Below are 20,232 nucleotides of genomic sequence, written 5' to 3'. Positions count from 1 at the left end.
AGCCCTTTTCTCTACTTCACATACACATAGGCTTCATTTGCAGTTACATAGTATGTTGTACCTTTGCTGTTATGTACTTTATATTGTGGTGAACCATTAATTGATACTTTAGCATCAATCATAAATCCTAGCCCTTCATCTACCGTTCCTGCTACATCTTTATCAGACCAAGAAGCAGAGAGGTCGTCCACTTTAGAAACAACACGTTTATCTTCTACAGAACTTACTGCAGAAGTTTGTTCCCCTTGATATTTAATGTAAGATGGGTTGTTATAAATCCATTGGTTACCGCCAAGATTTAACCAATCACCTTGTTTTCCCCATACTTGTTATGCTTCTCCTTTATTTAATTGACGGATAACACCATAATTTATTGATGGTACACTTCTTAGGTTTACGTTAAGTCCATCAATATAAGCTACTCCTGTTTCCGCTTACAACGTTTTGAGATGGTTCTTGTGGTTTTTGGTTTAACTGTAACTATCGCATCTTCATACGCCTTTTGTACCTCCGCTCTGAATTGTGATTCTGGTACACCATGACTGCGAAGGTAATCAATTGGATCTTTGTAGTCAGTTCCACCTAATTTGTAAGTAATATCTTTATGTGCCCATAAACCTTTGCTTGGATGAATTCCTCTATCTTTTAAAATCTTAGCTAATAGCTTTACATAAAGTTCATAAGAAGATTGCTAGTTTCAGAAAGTTATACGTGAACCAGTGCCTCACGCTTTCGTTCTCGGACTACTTAATCTTGTTCTCTATCTTCTTTGATGGATCCTAAAATCGCTAAAAATAAATTTGCTTTATCTATAATACGATGGTTTCTTATTGCCAAAATCAGTACCAATGGAAATACAATGCTTGGAATTAGAATTATTTTCATATTACTGTTTCCTACAATGTCTATAATTGTTTTAGCATAATCTATATTTTCTCCACCAACCTTACTGGAAATTTGCGCTAATTGCGCCGTGGTAGCTATTAATATCGATACTACAATCCCGACAAAAGTAGCAAATATTGTATAAATTTGAAAATTAATTTTCACAGTATCAATATAAGAAACTAACATAGAATAATAAAGGTTTAGTTGCTTCTTATCACTGATTTTTGAGTCAATATACTCTTTAAACTTTTCCATTTCCCAAAGGTTATTACCCTTTTTAAAGCTTGTATACTCCTCATTTAGGTAACTATATATGCTACGACTTTTTTCTATACCACGTATTCTTGCTTCCTCTTGGATACTTGTTTTACTAGTATTATTTTGAGCTTGCTCATTTGTATTAACCCCAGACAAAAAAATTCCTCCCATTATTAATCCAAATATTTATATGTAATTTAATATTAATATAAAAATATTAATTAAAACAACTCATAATAATCATCTAGTGCAATTTCTTTTGGGAGTTTATCAATTACCTTTGTTTCATTTGATATATAAATAATAATATATGTATAACGCACCATAGAATTGAGCTTTTTAATATAAGCCTTTTCAAAATCAAATATTGATAGTTGCTCAGGCATTATAATCACACCAAACCCTTACTACTTGAAATTACTTTTTGTTTTTCAGCTTAATCATAGCCTAGTAAAATTACTTACTGGGGTTTCCGTTTAAATATTTTCAAAATATTCCCTACAGAAATACCAAATTTCCTCACCTCTTGAAAATCATTAATCTATTGAATACTCCACACATGATTAAATCTCTCTCACATAATATAATCTACTTCCATTTGACTTAAGCTTCTTTTCGATATTTAGCTAATACTTGTTCTCAACGTTTACGTTCACCTTAGGCGCATTCTTTTCTAAAGCTGTTTCCATTACTTTGAGAACAAGTTGTGCATTCAAATCTTCAATCCCCGCATTAATCCCCTTCAGCTACAAATGGTTTACTAACTCCAAAGTTTGCTCGTTGAATGCTATTGGATTTTCTTCTACTACTTTTTTATCACATGAGCAGCCTACTGCTTCTTTTTCCTTCATATCAAAAGTCTTTAAGCTAATTTTGCTCGCTTTAGGTTAGAGCTATCTTGTTAGTTTATTAGGCATAGATCCTTTTTTAATGTTTTTATGATGGCAATCCATTTCCGTTAGAATCAATTCTTCCCCAGTTACTGCACATTTTCCATTTTGGGCTATAAACAGCGATATTCTATTGTCATTGAATTCTATCGTTTCCCGTTCATTAATGATAGGGTGTTCCCTAATCCATTGAACTTGCCAGTTCGGAACCAACTTTTGTTCCCGATGCATTAGTTCTCGTCCTTCTTTGATAAATTTATTAACACTATTTTGGAGCATTAATGCTGATTTCGTTTCAATATTCCTCAAAGTTTTGTTCACTAGCAATTTTGACCTAATTCCTATCATTATCTTTCAAATAATATAATTTTAACGTATGAATAATTAATGAAATTTTCTCCAATACTAAAAAAGGCTGGTAACAGCCAATCTGTATCCATAATGAATCTCTAATTTTCTTGAAATCTCCCTGGGCAAGGCGGCTATTTTTTATAGCTGCCTTTCTTGTATGAATCATAAATATTTACACATACTATTAACGGAATGCTTGAATCATTGTCATTGAAAATGTTCAGCACTTCCGCTCCTTAGAGAACAGTCTACGCAACTGTTCTCTTTCCTATTTCCTTTTTTCACACATATAATATGACAAGCATTATTAACTCCGCTACAATCAATCGCATTGCAACATCCTCAATATTCCCTCAACAAATTCTCAATATTTTTCATGGACAACAGCACACTTTCTCAACAGTTTTAATATCTTAATATTAAATACTGAAAGGAGATGTTGAAAAATGACTTGGTTCATTATTTTAGGGTTTATGCTTATTTTAATAATAAGCGGTTTTCATGCACATAGTATTCATATCATTTTCAAAATAGGTTCAGATACAAAAGCTGTGCCAAGTTGGTCTTTCGTTAATAAAATAAATTTCCAAACATTAAAAGAATTAATAAAAGGACTAAATAAGGATAAACTTAAAATCCTTACAATAGGAGAACTTGTTATTCCTTTAAGTTTCTTTAATAGATTATTTAGCAAAACATTAATTTTTCTATTCCTATTCTTTTACTCTCAATACTTAAACTAACGTAATATGAGATGAGTTAAAGAATAACAATCACTGCGCGTAGCAAGCCAACAATCGCTCGCCTATGATGAACTGGACCTGAAGAATTAAACAAAAAATTAAGCAGCTGTTTGAATGTGAGTCCGGTATTGTACTGGACTCATTCCTTTTAACTGTACTTGGATTCTTTTGCGATTGTAATGACCTATATAATTATCTAATACTATCTTAATATGCTCTGTACTTTCGAATTTTGTAAGATAAATTACTCTTTCTTTGTCTTGTTCTGTAATTTCATCTTTTTTTGAACGAAGGCCTTTAACTTTTTTAAGTAATCGATTTCCATACGTAAACATTCATTTTCACCTTTTAATGCCTCTATAGCCTCTTCAATAGCTGCATTATCTAACTTCGATCTTGTATTTGTAATTCCCATACCTGGATCCCCTTTCTTCTTTTATATAGGAAATCCATATCTTATAAATCATATATTCCCCTTAATCTACGGACTATTTCAATGAATTCCTTAAGAAAAACGATTTATTTATTTTCTTTGAATTTAATCTATTTATAAACATTTCAGATATACTCTTTGATAGATCCCACTATATTCATTCCATATTTTTCTCTCCTAAATGAATCATAGTACATATTATCCTCAATACATTTATAGGTTTTTATAGGATTTTTAACAAAATTTTCTTACATTTAAATAGACATACTACTTTAATCTGTCAACTCCACCTATATTGATAAATACGAAAAAACAAATCTATTTGACATTTCGATGACTTCTAACAGGAAAATATATACATTAAATAAAACCTGATATATCTTTAGTTTGTAAGTTGTAGTTAGTTGGCCAACTTTCCATACAATTTAATAATTTAAAATATGGGGGATCTAAAATGAATCAAGTATTAAGAAAAAGTAAGAAAAAAATGATGTATCTAGTTGGTTCACTTCTAATTTCTCTATCAATGTTTTCAACTACTAGTTTTGCAGCTACAGAAGGTGCTGTAAAAAGTGTTACAAATAGTACCTATACTGGGATTGCAGCTGATATAAATCTACCAAAATCAGTTGTTGTTAAAGATGGGTATGTGAATTGGTATTTAGGTATTGGAGCATCTAAAGTTGAGGGTGGTATTTCCAAAACACCAAGTGGATATAAAGTATTTCTAAATTCAGGATATAATGAATCAGGTCAAAACAGTAAGTATTGGAACACACAGTTTGATGCGTCAATTAAAGATGGTGATCAAGTAAATCTTAAAATAGTTAATAACGGAAATGGTACGGTTACTATGTATGTAAATGGAAACCCTAGATATGCAAATCAGCCTGTATATGGCTCATTTTCTCAATATGAGCCAGTAAAAATGGTTCAGGGGGTTGAAGATACTGGACGTAACTCCTTTAGCCAAGCTAGCTTTTCAAATGTACTTCTAAGAACAGATACATCTGGGGCTACCTACAAAAGTTGGAACAGTTCAATTTCTTCCTCATTTTCAAGACACGGTACTTATGGTAACAATTTCACAGTTTATTCTCAAGTACCATTAAGCGCAAGTTTACGCTAAAGGTGTTATTAGAATCATAATGTTTTTATGAAAAAGTAGTTGCACTTGCAGCTACTTTTTTTATATAGAATACATTGTAATAGATATTTGCGCCAACATAAATGACATCTTTCAACTTTTCCAAAAATAAGCTGTTTATTTAAATGTTATGTACAAAAAAACGTAGAAATATTTAATTTCTACGCTTTTTATAGGTTAATCAATTAATTCATATACTATTACAATTCCTCAAATTCATCCATTTCAGCTTTACGCTTTAAAAATATTTCTATATCTTTATTCTCTCTTTCCATTAAACCTAGAGCATGTCTATCGTTTAAAGCTAATTCTTTATAACCCCATATATATTCTATTGTTGTCGCTTTACTATGTTTATGATCTGCAAAATACCATTCTAAAGGTTGTAAAGGATTCGACACTTCAAACAATTCACCTGGGTACCATGAAGGCAAGTTTTCATTTTCCCCTAAGATTAGATAGTCTAATTCTCCATTTAATAAACTCATACCATAAACCACATATTCCTTATGGATTTCTAAATTTATTATTGAATCTCGATTATATCCTTGTTTTAATAACTCCTCTGAAAATGTATCTCCTGAATTTTTTATACACTTTACTTTCATATACAAGCTCCTATCAACCAAAAATTTATTTTTCAAATTAAAATCATCGAAATTAATATAATAAAAACCGCAGAAATTAAATATTTCCACAGTTTTATGTTTACTCAAGGTTCTTTCCATTATTTTACAACAATATAAAATTCACCTGTCATTTCTTCTTGAGCATCTTGAAATGTTTCTAAAATCAAATCCGCTTCAGAGCCCAACATATTCTTACTATCTTTAAAAAACTCCCATTCTATTGTTAAAGGAAGAGTAACCCATGCTGTTAAGCAAGCCCACAATGCATCAGCATTCTCTCCATAATAATTTGGTAAATCTAATTTATTTTTCAATATTTTATGCATTATCTCTTTACTTGTAAATTTCCGTTATCTAATTGGATTGTTTCTATAATAAATATCCTCTCTATTTCATCTCAGTATAGAAACAAAGTCTATGGATGTTGTCATGAATTGATTAGCAGACTTTTAGCCCGCTATAAACTTAACGTTTTTTCCTGTGGTACACCCAGGTCATATAACACATTACATAAATCAATGTTATCAATATTTCTCGCAGCCGGAATATCAATCTTATGGCTTGCTATTCTATTAGCTCAATCCGTAAATGCATTTGCAAGATTTATTCTTATATTGAAACCTGTAGGAAATCCTAGTATTTTCACATCTAATACTTGTAAATTTTTAACAATAATTGGAGCGTTTTTTATTATAATACTTAGCTTTCAATTTTTATATCCTTACACCATATTTCTAATTCCATAGGGGGCATAATTATATTACAGGTAAATAATTTCAAGCCCTCTTTTTCTACTTCACCAATTTCAATATCATGAAGAAAATATGGTAACTGTTCATATGTAAATGTTTTTATTGGTTTTTCTTTTACATATCCCATGCTATGTTTGAAATCTATTCTATAGCAACCGCTAAATTGAAAATCTACGTCGCCATTTTCATTCTTATAAGTTAGGTATACCTCATCACCAAAATAGTCGCATACTAATTTAGTAACCCATGCATCAAAATAGTGTAACTTTTCAAATTCTGCTTGTATTCCCCTTACGTTCATTTTCGACCTCAATTCTTACTTTTTATATGGAATAAGAGCATCTGTACTTTTAATATCCACTTTACTCCCATTCTCATCATATAAATCTACATGATCATATTTTGTTACTTTATCTGGTAGATCTATTCTCATCTTTTTCTCCTTCACCCAGCCATTTCAGTTGCTATTCCTGGTGCAAAAAATTCTAATCAGGTTAAAGAAAACTCTTCACATTTAATTCGTCCATTATTATTAGATAATAAAATTAAATTCATTAAACAACTTTGATTAAGTAATTATTCTTCTATAAAAAATTATGCTGATTTTTCTACCAAATCCATACTACTACTTCTTCTCCACTAGAATATATCTTTAGCACTTCCAACCAATTTCTTTTATCTTTTCCCAACAATATCTACAGTTTATAAGGTATTTGAACCCTTTTATTAAACTACCTTATAATACGTTCTACATTATATAAAAATATCTATTACACTAGTTGAATACATGCTAGGGCAACATCCAAACCGAATAAACAATTAATTCAGAAATATTTTTAGAAACTTCATTATCTCACAATTACTTTTTTAAAATAAATCAAAAAATTTTTCTTTACTTTAAATTCCATAGTTCATATAATCTTCTATGGAATTACATTTTTTTCTAAATAGCTCCTCATTTCTAAGTGTTCGAAAGGGCAATTACAAATCATTATACCCTTATGTTTAACCAAGTAAAATAAAAATCCAGTTTTTCACAAGGAGAAGTGACTGCATGCAAGATATTTTAAAACTATTTCCGAGCGTTGACGGAAATGAAGAAAAACAACAACTTTTATTAGAATCTATGCAGAAAATAATTAAAAATCTTGACCGATTAAAAAATGAAGAGCGAGCTACTTTAGGTAAATGTGAGGAAAAATCCGAAGGATACTACAATAACTTAATTCACCAAAGTCATATTCCACTAGCTGGAATCACTATGTCTGAGGTTATAGAAGAGCTAAACCAATTTATGAATGGTCATCCTTATCCAAATAAATATTACTTGTCTAACGCTGTACCACTACCAAGTATACCTTCACTATTAGGTGTAATAACCATGGCCCTTTTAAATGGTAATGGTGTTTGGGATGTATATGGTCCAGGGGCAGCTGAAGCAGAAGTAAAAGTTGTATCCATGCTTTCAAAACTGATTGGTTATAATCCGCATAATAGCGGTGGCTATACAACATGGGGTGGACAAGGATGTGTGTTTTCGAGCTTGCGCTTAGCAATTTCTAAACAATTCCCATCAGCAAAAGAACATGGCGCTCCACAAAATGTATATTGCTTTGCTTCTGAAAATGCACATTATAGTTTATTAAAGTCAGCTGAAGCAACTGGCATCGGGTCAAATCACTTAATAAAAGTAAAAACTGATCCTTATACAAATTCTATGGATATAGAAGATTTAGAGAATAAAATGATACAGGTTATTAAAAATGGCGGTATCCCTCTCTATATTCTAGCTACTATGGGGTCCACAGATACATTTACCATTGATGATATAAAAAAAATTAAAGAGAGCGCTGAAACAATACAGAAAAAATATAAATTAAAGCCTATTTATATCCATGCTGATTCTGCAATGGGCGGATTCTATAGCTTCTTTAACAATTATAATTTTGTAGAAAATCCACTCTCATTTGAACCTACTGTAAAAAATGCCTTACAATACGTACAAGATAAAATGCAATATATGTCTCTTGCAGATAGTGTATGTTTTGATTTTCATAAATTAGGACAAACACCTTATGCTTCAAGTATTTTAATCGTAAAAAATCATACTGATTTACAACTGATGGACATTGAACAAGATGATACACCTTATCTTGGTAATAGATCATATGGTAGTTATCATACAGGCTATACCTTAGAATGCTCACGAGCTGGTAGTGCTATTCCGATGTATATCAATCTAGTAGCCTTTGGAATTGAAGGATATCAAAAATTATTAGCAAATTATATTCGTGTAAATCTATTATTTAGAGAGAAGTTACGTGAAGCTCTACCTCAAGTCGCAATCACAAATGATTTTACATATGGACCAATTACAACTTTCCGTTTCTATATGAATGGAGATGGCCAAGAAAATTGGAAAAAAGAACGAATAGGTCTTGCAACAAAAGAAGAGATTGAGGATACAAACCGATTAAATATAGAACTATTTAATTACCTAGGAAAAAATCGCGATCAAGTATTTTTTGGTGATACAACTCGTTCTTGTGTAGTAGATGCAATAAACAGTTGTGGTAGAAATTCAATTTCCACATTAAAATTCTTTTCTATCTCTCCATATACAACTGTTGAATCTATAGATGAGATTGTAGCATTTCTTTATGAAAATATTTCGATTGCTACTAAACAGATTTATTCATATGTTTAATCACCATTTTTGTTAGCGCTTTAATAGTTAAACTTAACTAAATTAAATAAAATTTTTTAATCCTTTTAATTACTATTAACTATATCAGGAAAGAGGAAAAACATATGAATATAGAGCTACTTGATACACACCACGTGAAAGATGCAGCACACTTACTTGCACATTCCTTTGTGAATAACGAACCTCTTGTAAGCAGTTTACAAATTCCTTTTGCTCCTTTTCACAAAATGTGCGAAGAAATGATGAAACAAGCTGTATCTCAAGCTATGTCATTTGTAGCAATAGAAAATTTTCAAATTGTTGGAGTTCTTTTAACAAAAAAAGTAACTCAGCCACTAATAGATACAGAGAAAGCGATTGAACTATGCCCGCAAATGGAACCTATTTTTCAACTTTTAGATACATTAGAGACAGAATCTATTGAATTTTCTCATTTAGATAAAGAAAAATTGGTCTATCTAGATATGGGCGCTTGTCATCCAGATTGGATGGGAAGTGGTATAATCACTACCCTTCTTTCACATGCCATTCAAGAAATAAGTAAAAGAGATTATGATTTTATCGCTGCTTGTACAAATAAAATTTCTCAAAAAATCCTTAAAAAACTGTATACGACCTTTGAAATGAATGAAATAGTGTATAGTAAATTTCTTTATAAGGAAGCATACCCATTTGCTAACACAACAACTTCCTTAGCAGCACAATTACTATATATACCTAAATCCCAATTCGTCATCCAGGCCATATAAATTTGCGAAGAAGACTAGCTGTACTTTTGTACAGCTGCTTTTTTATATAGAGTAAATTAGTAATAGATATTCAGGTTAACATAAGTGAAACTTTTCACATTTTAACTTCTTCGAATTCAATAGTCACTTTCTAAGCCTAACCTATCGAGATCACTCTTATATTTGCTTTAATAGGTTAATGTATTAAATAAATTTACAAAAAGAAAGAGGTTAGATTTATGTATTAGAATCTATATCCATATAACTATTATAATAACTCAAATGAATTTCATGCATTTGAGGTTGGACATTTTTATGACACACAAAAAGATTTAAAAATAGAAATGACCCCTACTGGTCAAACATCTTTTCTATTTGTAATTCCTGCTGGAACACGTTTATTTGTACACAGAATTGACCTTGAAGCAGGTCATGAGATGGTTACAGCAATATTCTCTTTTAAAGATAATGAGATGTGTACAATTAAATCTCTTAGAATGCCAACTGATATGCTTAACATCAGGGGAGCAAGGAGATTATAAATCTATAATACAACCACCAAGATAGGATAAGAAAAAAGAATATTCATATCATGGTTTTTTATAAAAAAATTATTACTTTTTATATTCACAGCATTAATTATAATATAGAACATTTTTCTATCTGAATTTACTCATTCACAAAAAGGGTTGGAACTTTTAGATACCCAACCTCTTTTTTAAATAACACTCGATATCCACCATTAGCGTTTTTGACTTCTCCAGACCCCCAACAAATAAAAACCACTCTTCAACTAACCTATAACCGATAGATTAAGTACATTTTTTCATCATAACTATCACCAGTTTAATATATATTTCTAAATCATCTACTTTTACATTTTTGTTTCAGATATTTTTTAAATGCTTTATTTAAACCAAAAAAGTACTCACGTATTAAGTGAGTACTTAAATAATATCCTTTTTTCTTTTTCTAATTGCTCTGTAAAGAGTAGCTTTTGATACATTTGTCATTTCTTCTATTTTTATTTTTTTGAGAAATGCTGCAACAAAATCTTTTAAACACTCAGGAATTAATGCTTTTTAAAAATTCATTTTCTAATTCTACTATCTTTTTTTTACGAGCTTTTATTTTTCTCACAGGCACCCCAGCATACATATACCAATCATCTAAACTTTCTTTTACCATACTCATCGCACCAACAGCCGCTCCTTCTCCTATTACTACATTTGGAAAGATAATAGAATGCGCACCAACAATGGCATGCTTTTTTAAAATAACTTTTCCAGCTTTCACATTTTTATATTGATCTAGAACAGTCGGTCCCATTAATGTATTTCCGCTAAAATCATCAATTGCTGCATATACAATTGTTTTTGATGAAATATTTGCAAAATCATGCATTTCAATCCCCATTTCTCCTCCAAATAACGCTGTATATGCCGCTATATGCGAATAACTTCCAATTGTAATTTTGCCACTTAAAATGCAAAAGTCATCGATTCTTACATTATTCCCAACAGATATAGCACCTGGATTATATATGCTGGTTTTTTTACTTATTAATACATTTTCCCCGACAGATAGAAAGCCAATTTCGCTCAACTCTTCTTGACTATAAAAACTATTCATTTGTGGAAACCCCCTTCTGCATTAAACACATTATAATTTTCTCTACGATTTCTTTTGTCATTCCTTCCCATAAAGGTAGACTAATGATTCGTTTTTCTATTTTATTTGTATTTGTTAAATCTGTAGACTTATATTTTTTAAAGAAATCTTGTTGATGACAAGATGGTGAAAAATATGATCTAGCTTCTATCTTTTGCTTTTTCAACTCTTCTATTATCTGCATATTGTTAATTTTTTCTGAACAGAGGATAGGCATAAATTGATGAATAACTGCTTTTGTCCTTTGAACTTGCCAGCCTTTTTTTATTAATCCCGTACTTTGTAATAACTGTTTATACCATTCAGAGATACGAGTTCGTTCTTGCATTTTTTGATTCCATTTATTTATCGTTGTAATCCCAATAGCTGCTGCATATTCAGTCATTTTACAGTTAAACCCCATCATCGTACATTCACGATTATGATCAAATCCAAAATTACCTATTTTTTTAATTTGATTTATCTCTTCCTCATTATGGCTATATATCATACCACCTTCACCAATTCCGAAAGGCTTTGTTGCATGAAAGCTATATACAATCATACCACTAAAATTCTGACCGTAATGTATACCCTCATGCATTAATCCAAACCCTGGTGCCGCATCTACAACAACCGGAACGCCCTTTTTCTCTAATTCTTCATAGTCTTTCAAGTCCATCCATGATCCGAATGTTGCATATGGAACAACAACTGCAACCTCTTCTTTTAATTCATCAATCTTATCCAAAAGTACCGTTTTATCCATACACCAATCATCTAATGAAATATCAATAAAATAAGGCTCCAAGCCACACCAAATAGCTGCCAATGGAGTAGCAGGGAATGTAAAACTAGGCATAAGAGCATACTTTCCTTTTTTTCTTTTCTTACATTGAATTGCCGCCATTAACCCTAGCGTTGCGTTTGCTACTGTTGTAACTGCTCCCCTGTTCTGAAAAAATTCCGACATAATTGTTTCTTCAAAACGTTGATTTATAGGTCCATAATTTGTATATATGTGAGATGTATCAATTCGCTCTAATTCATCTAAGTACTCGTTTGCAGGTACAATTGACGCACGTAAAAAAGGAATATTCTCCATATGCATCTATTCCTTTCTATCATTTTCGGACAATATAGAGCATATCCGTTTCAGATAATCCGAATTTCCTAGCAATTTCTATTCCTTGTTTCTGAGCTATGTTATACAATTCCACCTTAAAGCCCGCATCTGTTAATCGTTGAATAAATCCCGAACGATTATAAATCCTAACATGATCTTCTTGACCAAAGGCTATTTTTCTCAATAATGGCGTTACAATAGATTTATCTTCTATAATAAAATCTACATTCATTACGATTGGCACTTGAATAATTCCCCATCCATTTGGCTTTAGTACCCTATATAATTCTCGCATTGCTTTTTCATCGTCAGGCACGTGTTCTAATACATGACTACATAAAATAACATCAAAGGTATTATTTTCGTATGCAATTCTCGTAATATCAATTTCCTCCATTAAAGAATCCTTTGGTTCTAAATCCCCACATATATAAGTAATGTTTTCAAGCTGGTTAAGCCATCCTCTTACCTTCACTTCAGGTGCAATATGAAGCATAGTATAATTCCTACTTAACAAATCTGTTTCTGTTTCAATGTACGCACGATACAATCTGTCACGATCCATCGAATAGCAAACTGGACAGATACCTGTATCTTTATTCCACATCTCAAATTCATATTTTAGAAAATCATAATGTGCTGGCCAAGGAGAAAAACTTTTAAATTCTTGATTGCAATATTGGCAATAACAAATATTTTTCTCAAATATATGAGTAACTAGTTTAATTAACCCGCTTTTTATCTTTTCATTATAAATTTGATCTAGTTCTCCACTTCTTACTGCATCCTTAAGTATAAATCCCGCATTCTCCAAACAATAAGATAAGCTCTCTTTATAATCTTGTTCAGAATTTAAAAACCCACTATTATGTGCATCTGTAATTAATTCAATCCATTCTTCAATTGTCATTAATATAAAGTACATTTGTTTTTGATTTTGTCCACTGTGTTGTCGAAAGTAGCTAAGAGGTTCCTCTATATAAACTACTTTTCCTTTCCTCATCATATCTAACCAAGTTGCAATGTCATTAATAGAAGAATACGCTTTCCCCTTAAAATAACCAAATTTCCCTCCAAAAAAATTGCGATTAAACAAAACCGTTGTCGGTTCTCCAACTACGTTTTTCAAGTTTTTCAACATATAATTCCCTAGTGTTTCCCCTTCAAAAATTGTAGTATCTATGGCAATTTTCACATTCAATGTTGAGGGGGGTAATACCTCTCCATTCTCATCAATCAGTTCACGGTACGACGTCACAAATGCAATGTTTTCTAATTCAAAAAAGTATTTCATCATTCTCTCAATCTTTTCAAGATGAAATAAATCATCATCTAATAAAAAATTTATATATTCACCAGTAGCAAGCTCTATACATTGATTAAAATTTTCAGCCACCAATGGATTTTCATTTTTAACATATGTTATACATTCATGTTCTTTTAAGTATGGCTGGATCATTGTTTTTACTTCATCATTTGTACTATCGTCAGAAATTATAATTTCAATATTTTCATAGGTTTGATTCAAAGCACTTTTGAGGGCTAATTCTAAGTAATGAGGTCTATTGTAGGCAGGAATTAGTATACTGACTTTTGGGAGGTGCGAGTTGATATTCATACGCTGTTTTTTCTTTTCAATATTTATTTTCTTTAGCTTGATTTGTTGATAGTAATCCAATGAATATAATATGGATGATGGAACAATTCTTCTTGCATAGTCTAGAAAATTTGTAATAGCTCTGTCTAACTCCTCTTCGGTGGATAAGAAACCATATTTTTCTCCAGCTATAATAATACTATGAGAAAAATCCTCTAACCCATCCATCATTTTATTAGATTCATTTAACTGCTGATTTGAATGTAATCGAAAGTAACTGAGTGTCTCCGCTATATATACTGCTTTCCCTTTACTCAGTAAGGATAACCATGAAGCTACATCTACGTTGCAAAGATACCGCCTTTTATCAAATACACCATACGGTTCTGTTAAATCACTTTTACGAAATAAAACCGTTGTCGGTTCTCCTATATAATTCTTTTGATTCATAATCACCATTTTTCCTAATTGTAGCCCATCTATAATCGTATCTGTAAAAAATAAACGCATCGTTGCATAAACATCTGGCAATAGGTTTCCTTCTGCATCCATTACTTGGCGATGGGATGTTACAAGCTTAATTTCATTATCTAGGTCATTTAAAAAGTATTTCATCATTTTTTCAATTTTATTTACATGAAATAAATCATCATCCATTAAGAAGTTTATATACTCACCTTTCGCTTTATGAAATAACATACGTGAGTTCTCAAATTGTCCAAGAGTTGACTTATTTTTTATATAAATAATATTTGAATGATCATACAAGTACTTTTGTAACACTTTCTCTGTTTCGTCGTTTGTACTATCATCCCCTATTATAATTTCTATATTAGGATACGTTTGTTCTAATACACTACATAAAGCTTTTTCAAAGTAGTGTGGACGATTATACGTAGGAATTAATACACTTACTAAAGGCGTTTGATTTATTTCCTTTTCATTTGTACCATTTTCCATTCTATTCCTCCGCCTTTTTATTTATTTTCACTTTTGAAATAGACATGCTACTACAAATCTATTTATTAGACGAACTAGATCTGAAAGGTGTTGCGAAAAACAAATAAATAGCTTTAAAAACAGCATCTATGTTGACATAGTGTAGAATAAACCTGGATAACTTTTTCGCCCCATTCTATTTATTTGTAAAATGCGGCATTCTTTTTTCAATAAATGCCTTTACCCCCTCCTTCACATCTTCTGTTTGAAATACTTTTCCAAAGTAACGCGCTTCAATCTCAAGCCCTTCTTGTAAAGGTACTGCTGCCCCTTCGCGAATTGCCAACTTCATATAGGCGAGAGCTGGAAGAGAAAATTTACTTATATCCCTTGCAATCTCTTTTGCTTTATTTAACGCCTCTCCTCGAGGGGTAATGTAGTTAACCAAGCCTATTTCTTTTGCTTCTTTAGCTGTAATCGATTTCCCTGTGAACATCATCTCTTTTGCTTTCCCTTCTCCAATTAATCTAGGTAAGCGTTGGGTTCCTCCAGCCCCAGGAAATAAACCTAACGTAATTTCCGGTAATCCAATTAAAGATTGTTCTTCTATTATCCTTAAGTCACAAGCAAGTGCTAATTCACATCCACCACCTAGTGCTAACCCATTAACAGCAGCTATAGTCGGTTTAGACAGATTCTCTAGTTGATTAAGAGGTTGGTGCAATTCTAATGATTTCATCTCGGCATATTTTTCACCTTTGCCCATCCAATCTGGAAATTCTTTTATATTCCCTCCTGCTACAAAGGCCTTTTCTCCACTTCCAGTTATAATTACGACTGAAATATCATTATCAATTTCTATTTCCTCTAATACATCTACTAATTGTTGAACTACTTCTAAACTTAAAGTGTTGACTGGTGGATTTTTAATTGTAACGACAGCAATACTTCCTTTTTTATTACAAGTTACTACTCGTTCATTCTTCATAAAAAATCCCCTTTTAAACTACCTAATTTTTCACAACACCAAGCATCTTTACTTCCCTCACCATCAGCCTAAAATTCCAAATATAGTTACGCTTTTAAAAATTCATCAATTTATTGTATGAACTGTAGAAGCATAAAATGAGCAATCCTTTCTTGGCACCATTTTATAATCACAACATATTTTTAAATTGTTATTTTACTGTATTAATTTGGCTTCATGTTTCTTTGGTTTCCGTTACACAGTTTCTGAAGCTGGGATGACTCTTAGAAAAAATGAGATAAGAAGACTGATACATGAGGTACATTAAATGAGAACAATTTAAGAAAAAAACTATTTTAGTAACCACTTGTATTTAAGTCTTTGTTAACTAATTTGTTGTAATTACAATTGAACTACCCTCACTTTCACTTCGTTTAGAAGTGGAGAATTCCTAAGTAAAGAGTTCTATCGAACTCTAAGTAAAAAAGCTTATCCTTTAACATGTAATGATAAGCTTTTTTATTATTATTTTCATTTTTTGTTTTCGGAAGTATTTCTTTAAGTTGATAGCAATGCGGTGCTATCCCATCACTATAAAGCTAAAACTTTATAGTGCCCCCAAAGCGGAAGGAACGGATTGCATTTATATAAATAGCTTTTGGAAAATTGATAATTTTGTTTAGGGATACTTTAAGTTTTTAGCTTGAAGGGCATATAGTACTACCTCATACAGAGTAATTAGGATATTAAACTTAAACGTGTTATTTTTAGCATTCTAAATAATCGGGTTCAATGTATTTTTCTGTTTCAGGAGAGCTTTTAATTTCTATAGGATATTTCTTAAAAGCTACAACAGTAACCCTATCTTCTTGAACTAAACTTCTGGATTCATTTATAGAAGAGAAACCTGTTCGCGTTAAAAAATTGTATAGAGAGGATTTTGTCATCCAAAAACTAGTAATGTTATCTAATGATGCCCATTTTGATTTTAAACGTTCTTCTATTGATGAATTAGCAGAGTGTTCTAGCATTGTGTGCCCCTTATATTCATAATTTTTATAGAGTACTGATACATTCGGAGTATGAGTGATATGAGTATCAATTATTACAAACCTTTTGCATACTTCATACACTTTTTCTAAAAAAGGGAATACATCTGAGCAATCTAAATGATATAAAATACCAGAGCATAAAACAATATCAAATTGACCATATTTTTCAGCACTTAAATTTCTTACATCATCTTGATAAAAGGTTAAGTTTTCCAGCCTTAATAAATCTTTAGCGAATATAGCTTTTTGTACGTTTGATTCTCTTCCTTCTATCCCTACAACAGTTGCTCCTTGCATAGCAAACTCAATAGCGTAATGCCCCTCTAAACAAGCTAAATCTAAGATTCGAAGATTTTTAAAATCACATTGTGTGATATCTTGAATCATTGTCACAATTTTTTTTAACGCAGGATTTGGTTGTCGAATATCTCTTGTATATAGAGTATCCGTTAATTTAATATCATAAGCGGTCCATTCACCATATTTACGAATAATGTTTTCTTTTTCGAGAACAAAATCTTTCATGATACAATTCGCCACCTTTAACATAATATTATGTGTAATATATACCTTTATAAGATCAATATATGTGTGTATAACTTGTATTTAGACGAAGGTAAACATTTTAAGTCTAATTCTATTGTATTCCTGCTAAATAAAATTCTGACTAATAAAAAATATGTTATATAACTATAAAAACTCTACCAAATTATTAAAGGAATCTCTTTCCCCCTATCGAATTATTGTAGAGGAAAGGAGAGGAATACATGGAAATTCTAGGATTAGATCCTCGCGCATTAGCGACTTTAGGTGCACTTGAATACACCAATCGTCGCAATAAATTAATCGAAGACTCGGAGAATAACATATACGAGTGTAAAGAAATAAAAGAAATACTTCAATCACTCCCTAAAGAGAAGCAGATTGAGGTTCTTGAGAATCAAGCTCACTTTGAAGCTGTGGCAAAGATGATTGAACAAAACAATTTAATTCTTTTAGAACAGATGAAAGCTCTACAGCTAATTCAGAAATAACAAACTTATGATTAATTAATTCTACATATGCTTCTATATATAATGTCTCTTTATCTATACTACCAGCCTCTGTTTTTACAGGGGCTTTTGTTATGCGTTGATTCATATTTTGAATTTGAATGGTTTCTTTCACATGTATGAATAGATCTTCTAACAAACCTGGTGTAGACTCTAATTCCTGCTTTTCAATTTCCTCTGTGACGGCACTGATAAATTCCCATAGTACTTTTGCACCTAGTAGTTCTGCTAAACGTTTTTCACGCATTTCAAATGTTTTCATGTTCATATTAAACACTTCCCTTCTCTAATATTTTTTAAAAAATAAGTAATAATTTATTTCGTTTTAGGAAAACAATATAGAAATTAAATTCTCCCTCTAAAAATTACACGTATCGTGACACTAATCTTCAAAAAAAAGAGTCCAATCAAAATTTAGTACCTTAGCTATATTCTTTGCGACAGGAACACTTGGATTTCTTTCACCACTTTCAATCATTGCATACATACTTCTAGATATTCTTGCCTTATATGCAATACAATCTTGTGTTTTCTCTTTATTTTTACGTTTTTCTAATAACCAAAACCTCATTATTTCCCCCTTCCATTGTCACAAAATGTGTAATTAATAATTATATTACACAATGATAAGTATGAAATCAATGTTTTTTACACATTTCGTGTACTTTGTTAAATGTTACATATTGTGACGTTATAATTGATATAGAAAACACCTAAAAGGAGGTAGCATATGTTTGGCACTAGACTACACACTCTTCGAAAAGAACGCAAACTGCGTCAAGAAGACATGGCAAATCAACTAGGGATTGCTCGAACTACATATGCAATGTATGAACAAGGAAATCGAGAACCTGATTATAATACATTGATAAAATTAGCGACTTTCTTTGAAGTATCAATTGATTACCTCCTCGGTACAACTGAAATGAGACAAGTTACAGACATACAAGATCCTGAGCTTTATCAATGGTTTGAAGATATAAAGAATGCGACTCCTCAAAAGCGAGAGGAATTAAAGAAGTTTTGGGAATTTATAATACAGAAGGAAGATTAATATATCAAAAAGACCGCCATCTTAATAAGGTTGCGGTCGCTGGTTCGAACCCAAACGAGATTATACCGCTCCCTCCTTGATATTTAAGAGGGGTTCTTATGTATAACAATGGAACAGCTCTTTTAGGGAAGAAAACCCCATTTTTCTTAAGCTTCTTTTCGATATTTAGCTAATACTTGTTCTAAACGTTTACGTTCACCTTAGGCGCATTCTTTTCTAAGGCTATTTTCATTGCTTTGAGAACAAGTTGTGTATTCAAATCTTCAATCCCCGCATTAATTCTTTCAGCCACAAATGGTTTATTAACTCCAAAGTTTGCTCGTTGAATGCTATTGGATTTTCTTCTACTACTTTTCTATCACTTGAGCAGCTTGCTGCTTCTTTTTCCTTCATATCAAAAGCCTTTAAGCTAATTTTCCTCGCGTTAAGTTAGAGCTATCTTGTTAGTTTATTAGGCATAGATCCTTTTTTTCTTATCCTATATTTCTAACCTTTTAGTCTATCCATTTCTACGAGTCGCATATTATGAATTCATTTATAAATCAACCTTACAAATATAAAAATAAGAAGATCCATGCGAATAAACGCTTTAGAATCTTCCTATTCCTCCATATACACCCTTAAAATAGTTGGCTTATTGCTTTGTATTAGATAATCCCTTTTTTCAATAAACTTACATAACTATTATCTCCAATGATGACATGATCTAGAAGAGGTATACCAATAATGTTTCCACACTCTTTTAATCTCTTCGTTACTTCAACATCTTCATGAGACTCCATACTATGTCCTGATGGATGGTTATGAAAACATACAATTGAAGATGCATTGTTTAATATTGCTGTGCGGAAGGTTTCCCTTGGATGGACTAACGATGAATCAACAGTTCCTTCGAACACAATGCTACATCCAATAATTTCATTTTTGGTATTTAAGTTAAACACACCAAAAATTTCATTTGGCCTTGATTCTATATCAAATATAATCTGTGCAAAGCGTACAGCATCCGCTGGACAAGTGATTTTCTTTTTCTCAATATCATAAATACGATTACTGTCTTTTACCAACTTTACAGATTGAACCATAATTTTCTTACCCATGTCCTTCTCCTTTCGAAATAAAAAAGACGAGACTGCTCCTCTCATCTTTTTTCACCTTCTTTTGTATTTTGAACTTCAAAATTCTTACTTCCTTACTACATTTCTTAAAAAGTTAAGACATCCTATCACATCCTTGTTAGTTCAATACTTACCCTATTCCTACAACGCA

20 protein-coding genes and 5 pseudogenes are annotated in these 20,232 nt (G+C 31.5%); 6 read left to right on the top strand and 19 right to left on the bottom strand.

The window, feature by feature from the left end; genetic code table 11:
- Positions 1 to 11: 11 nt before the first annotated feature.
- The 4 genes and pseudogenes from ACTFRU_RS21165 to ACTFRU_RS21150 all read right to left on the bottom strand — a co-directional run.
- Positions 12 to 691: pseudogene (locus ACTFRU_RS21165) on the bottom strand (N-acetylmuramoyl-L-alanine amidase); the annotation flags it as partial.
- A 56-nt stretch (positions 692 to 747) separates the two neighbouring features.
- Positions 748 to 1,302 (bottom strand): hypothetical protein, encoded by a 555-nt coding sequence (locus ACTFRU_RS21160; RefSeq protein ID WP_098529230.1) that lies wholly within the window; start codon positions 1,300 to 1,302, stop codon positions 748 to 750.
- A gap of 65 nt (positions 1,303 to 1,367) precedes the next feature.
- On the bottom strand, positions 1,368 to 1,532 hold the full coding sequence (locus ACTFRU_RS21155) for a hypothetical protein (RefSeq protein WP_176543036.1): 165 nt from the start codon (positions 1,530 to 1,532) through the stop codon (positions 1,368 to 1,370).
- A gap of 264 nt (positions 1,533 to 1,796) precedes the next feature.
- Positions 1,797 to 1,991: pseudogene (locus tag ACTFRU_RS21150) on the bottom strand (DnaD domain-containing protein); the annotation flags it as partial.
- Between the two features lie 842 nt (positions 1,992 to 2,833).
- On the opposite strand from ACTFRU_RS21150, the gene ACTFRU_RS21145 reads away from it, so the two are divergent.
- The gene (locus tag ACTFRU_RS21145) at positions 2,834 to 3,130 is read left to right on the top strand and encodes a hypothetical protein (RefSeq protein WP_000219733.1); all 297 of its coding nucleotides are present in this window, start codon (positions 2,834 to 2,836) and stop codon (positions 3,128 to 3,130) included.
- A gap of 98 nt (positions 3,131 to 3,228) precedes the next feature.
- Here ACTFRU_RS21145 and ACTFRU_RS21140 read toward each other — a convergent pair whose 3' ends face one another.
- Positions 3,229 to 3,336, bottom strand: a complete 108-nt coding sequence (locus ACTFRU_RS21140) for an IS3 family transposase (RefSeq protein ID WP_372585042.1) — start codon at positions 3,334 to 3,336, stop codon at positions 3,229 to 3,231.
- A gap of 38 nt (positions 3,337 to 3,374) precedes the next feature.
- Positions 3,375 to 3,545: a hypothetical protein gene (locus tag ACTFRU_RS21135; protein WP_440037826.1), complete on the bottom strand. Its 171-nt coding sequence runs from the start codon at positions 3,543 to 3,545 to the stop codon at positions 3,375 to 3,377.
- Between the two features lie 472 nt (positions 3,546 to 4,017).
- On the opposite strand from ACTFRU_RS21135, the gene ACTFRU_RS21130 reads away from it, so the two are divergent.
- A complete protein-coding gene (locus ACTFRU_RS21130) occupies positions 4,018 to 4,692 on the top strand; it encodes a hypothetical protein (protein WP_098593119.1) in 675 nt (224 codons plus the stop codon).
- 218 nt (positions 4,693 to 4,910) lie between these two features.
- On the opposite strand, the gene ACTFRU_RS21125 is transcribed toward ACTFRU_RS21130, so the two are convergent.
- From ACTFRU_RS21125 to ACTFRU_RS21110, 4 genes and pseudogenes are all read right to left on the bottom strand, one after another.
- Positions 4,911 to 5,318, bottom strand: coding sequence for a hypothetical protein (locus ACTFRU_RS21125; RefSeq protein WP_098593120.1), 408 nt, complete (start codon positions 5,316 to 5,318; stop codon positions 4,911 to 4,913).
- Positions 5,319 to 5,437: 119 nt separating this feature from the next.
- Positions 5,438 to 5,665 (bottom strand): barstar family protein, encoded by a 228-nt coding sequence (locus ACTFRU_RS21120; RefSeq protein ID WP_098593121.1) that lies wholly within the window; start codon positions 5,663 to 5,665, stop codon positions 5,438 to 5,440.
- 161 nt (positions 5,666 to 5,826) lie between these two features.
- Positions 5,827 to 6,027 (bottom strand): annotated as a pseudogene (locus tag ACTFRU_RS21115) (hypothetical protein); the annotation flags it as partial.
- Between the two features lie 11 nt (positions 6,028 to 6,038).
- Positions 6,039 to 6,392 carry a hypothetical protein gene (locus tag ACTFRU_RS21110; RefSeq protein WP_098593122.1) on the bottom strand — a complete coding sequence of 118 codons (354 nt, stop codon included), beginning with the start codon at positions 6,390 to 6,392 and terminating at the stop codon, positions 6,039 to 6,041.
- 138 nt (positions 6,393 to 6,530) lie between these two features.
- On the opposite strand from ACTFRU_RS21110, the pseudogene ACTFRU_RS21105 reads away from it, so the two are divergent.
- From ACTFRU_RS21105 to ACTFRU_RS21095, 3 genes and pseudogenes are all read left to right on the top strand, one after another.
- Positions 6,531 to 6,659 (top strand): annotated as a pseudogene (locus ACTFRU_RS21105) (aldo/keto reductase); the annotation flags it as partial.
- Between the two features lie 486 nt (positions 6,660 to 7,145).
- A complete protein-coding gene (locus ACTFRU_RS21100; RefSeq protein ID WP_440037825.1) occupies positions 7,146 to 8,798 on the top strand; it encodes a pyridoxal phosphate-dependent decarboxylase family protein in 1,653 nt (550 codons plus the stop codon).
- 104 nt (positions 8,799 to 8,902) lie between these two features.
- On the top strand, positions 8,903 to 9,547 hold the full coding sequence (locus ACTFRU_RS21095) for a hypothetical protein (protein ID WP_440037824.1): 645 nt from the start codon (positions 8,903 to 8,905) through the stop codon (positions 9,545 to 9,547).
- Between the two features lie 1,044 nt (positions 9,548 to 10,591).
- Here the strand turns inward: ACTFRU_RS21095 and ACTFRU_RS21090 are convergent.
- The 7 genes from ACTFRU_RS21090 to ACTFRU_RS21060 all read right to left on the bottom strand — a co-directional run bounded on the left by ACTFRU_RS21090 (position 10,592) and on the right by ACTFRU_RS21060 (position 18,480).
- Positions 10,592 to 11,158 carry an acyltransferase gene (locus ACTFRU_RS21090; RefSeq protein ID WP_440037823.1) on the bottom strand — a complete coding sequence of 189 codons (567 nt, stop codon included), beginning with the start codon at positions 11,156 to 11,158 and terminating at the stop codon, positions 10,592 to 10,594.
- Positions 11,151 to 12,281 carry an aminotransferase class I/II-fold pyridoxal phosphate-dependent enzyme gene (locus tag ACTFRU_RS21085; protein WP_440037822.1) on the bottom strand — a complete coding sequence of 377 codons (1,131 nt, stop codon included), beginning with the start codon at positions 12,279 to 12,281 and terminating at the stop codon, positions 11,151 to 11,153. The genes ACTFRU_RS21090 and ACTFRU_RS21085 overlap by 8 nt, the downstream gene beginning before the upstream one ends.
- Positions 12,282 to 12,300: 19 nt before the next feature.
- Positions 12,301 to 14,859 carry a glycosyltransferase gene (locus tag ACTFRU_RS21080; protein ID WP_440037821.1) on the bottom strand — a complete coding sequence of 853 codons (2,559 nt, stop codon included), beginning with the start codon at positions 14,857 to 14,859 and terminating at the stop codon, positions 12,301 to 12,303.
- A gap of 175 nt (positions 14,860 to 15,034) precedes the next feature.
- Positions 15,035 to 15,826, bottom strand: a complete 792-nt coding sequence (locus ACTFRU_RS21075) for an enoyl-CoA hydratase (RefSeq protein WP_375366414.1) — start codon at positions 15,824 to 15,826, stop codon at positions 15,035 to 15,037.
- A gap of 746 nt (positions 15,827 to 16,572) precedes the next feature.
- The gene (locus ACTFRU_RS21070; RefSeq protein WP_000651404.1) at positions 16,573 to 17,382 is read right to left on the bottom strand and encodes a class I SAM-dependent methyltransferase; all 810 of its coding nucleotides are present in this window, start codon (positions 17,380 to 17,382) and stop codon (positions 16,573 to 16,575) included.
- A gap of 384 nt (positions 17,383 to 17,766) precedes the next feature.
- Positions 17,767 to 18,177 carry a hypothetical protein gene (locus tag ACTFRU_RS21065; RefSeq protein ID WP_098178854.1) on the bottom strand — a complete coding sequence of 137 codons (411 nt, stop codon included), beginning with the start codon at positions 18,175 to 18,177 and terminating at the stop codon, positions 17,767 to 17,769.
- A 114-nt stretch (positions 18,178 to 18,291) separates the two neighbouring features.
- A complete protein-coding gene (locus ACTFRU_RS21060; protein WP_001213250.1) occupies positions 18,292 to 18,480 on the bottom strand; it encodes a helix-turn-helix transcriptional regulator in 189 nt (62 codons plus the stop codon).
- A gap of 159 nt (positions 18,481 to 18,639) precedes the next feature.
- On the opposite strand from ACTFRU_RS21060, the gene ACTFRU_RS21055 reads away from it, so the two are divergent.
- Complete coding sequence (locus ACTFRU_RS21055) at positions 18,640 to 18,963, top strand: helix-turn-helix domain-containing protein (protein WP_000468121.1); 324 nt, start codon at positions 18,640 to 18,642, stop codon at positions 18,961 to 18,963.
- Positions 18,964 to 19,156: 193 nt separating this feature from the next.
- On the opposite strand, the pseudogene ACTFRU_RS21050 reads toward ACTFRU_RS21055, so the two are convergent.
- Positions 19,157 to 19,350: pseudogene (locus ACTFRU_RS21050) on the bottom strand (DnaD domain-containing protein); the annotation flags it as partial.
- A 260-nt stretch (positions 19,351 to 19,610) separates the two neighbouring features.
- Positions 19,611 to 20,063, bottom strand: coding sequence for a JAB domain-containing protein (locus ACTFRU_RS21045; RefSeq protein ID WP_061530361.1), 453 nt, complete (start codon positions 20,061 to 20,063; stop codon positions 19,611 to 19,613).
- Positions 20,064 to 20,232: the final 169 nt, after the last annotated feature.

It is taken from the genome of Bacillus cereus group sp. MYBK220-1 (genome assembly GCF_051916445.1).
Taxonomy (GTDB): Bacteria; Bacillota; Bacilli; order Bacillales; family Bacillaceae_G; genus Bacillus_A; species Bacillus_A cereus.
Note: the sequence above shows the minus strand (reverse complement) of the source record. Positions and strands in the feature narration are given on the sequence as shown.

Bases quoted from the DNA above. Each gene is read 5' to 3' on its own strand.
- ACTFRU_RS21090 (WP_440037823.1), bottom strand. From the start codon at position 11,158: ATGAATAGTTTTTATAGTCAAGAAGAGTTGAGCGAAATTGGCTTTCTA.
- ACTFRU_RS21055 (WP_000468121.1), top strand. From the start codon at position 18,640: ATGTTTGGCACTAGACTACACACTCTTCGAAAAGAACGCAAACTGCGT.
- ACTFRU_RS21100 (WP_440037825.1), top strand. From the start codon at position 7,146: ATGCAAGATATTTTAAAACTATTTCCGAGCGTTGACGGAAATGAAGAA.
- ACTFRU_RS21070 (WP_000651404.1), bottom strand. From the start codon at position 17,382: ATGAAAGATTTTGTTCTCGAAAAAGAAAACATTATTCGTAAATATGGT.
- ACTFRU_RS21075 (WP_375366414.1), bottom strand. From the start codon at position 15,826: ATGAAGAATGAACGAGTAGTAACTTGTAATAAAAAAGGAAGTATTGCT.
- ACTFRU_RS21095 (WP_440037824.1), top strand. From the start codon at position 8,903: ATGAATATAGAGCTACTTGATACACACCACGTGAAAGATGCAGCACAC.
- ACTFRU_RS21155 (WP_176543036.1), bottom strand. From the start codon at position 1,532: ATGCCTGAGCAACTATCAATATTTGATTTTGAAAAGGCTTATATTAAA.
- ACTFRU_RS21085 (WP_440037822.1), bottom strand. From the start codon at position 12,281: ATGGAGAATATTCCTTTTTTACGTGCGTCAATTGTACCTGCAAACGAG.
- ACTFRU_RS21120 (WP_098593121.1), bottom strand. From the start codon at position 5,665: ATGCATAAAATATTGAAAAATAAATTAGATTTACCAAATTATTATGGA.
- ACTFRU_RS21145 (WP_000219733.1), top strand. From the start codon at position 2,834: ATGACTTGGTTCATTATTTTAGGGTTTATGCTTATTTTAATAATAAGC.
- ACTFRU_RS21045 (WP_061530361.1), bottom strand. From the start codon at position 20,063: ATGGGTAAGAAAATTATGGTTCAATCTGTAAAGTTGGTAAAAGACAGT.
- ACTFRU_RS21060 (WP_001213250.1), bottom strand. From the start codon at position 18,480: ATGAGGTTTTGGTTATTAGAAAAACGTAAAAATAAAGAGAAAACACAA.
- ACTFRU_RS21065 (WP_098178854.1), bottom strand. From the start codon at position 18,177: ATGAACATGAAAACATTTGAAATGCGTGAAAAACGTTTAGCAGAACTA.
- ACTFRU_RS21110 (WP_098593122.1), bottom strand. From the start codon at position 6,392: ATGAACGTAAGGGGAATACAAGCAGAATTTGAAAAGTTACACTATTTT.
- ACTFRU_RS21080 (WP_440037821.1), bottom strand. From the start codon at position 14,859: ATGGAAAATGGTACAAATGAAAAGGAAATAAATCAAACGCCTTTAGTA.
- ACTFRU_RS21135 (WP_440037826.1), bottom strand. From the start codon at position 3,545: ATGGGAATTACAAATACAAGATCGAAGTTAGATAATGCAGCTATTGAA.
- ACTFRU_RS21125 (WP_098593120.1), bottom strand. From the start codon at position 5,318: ATGAAAGTAAAGTGTATAAAAAATTCAGGAGATACATTTTCAGAGGAG.
- ACTFRU_RS21130 (WP_098593119.1), top strand. From the start codon at position 4,018: ATGAATCAAGTATTAAGAAAAAGTAAGAAAAAAATGATGTATCTAGTT.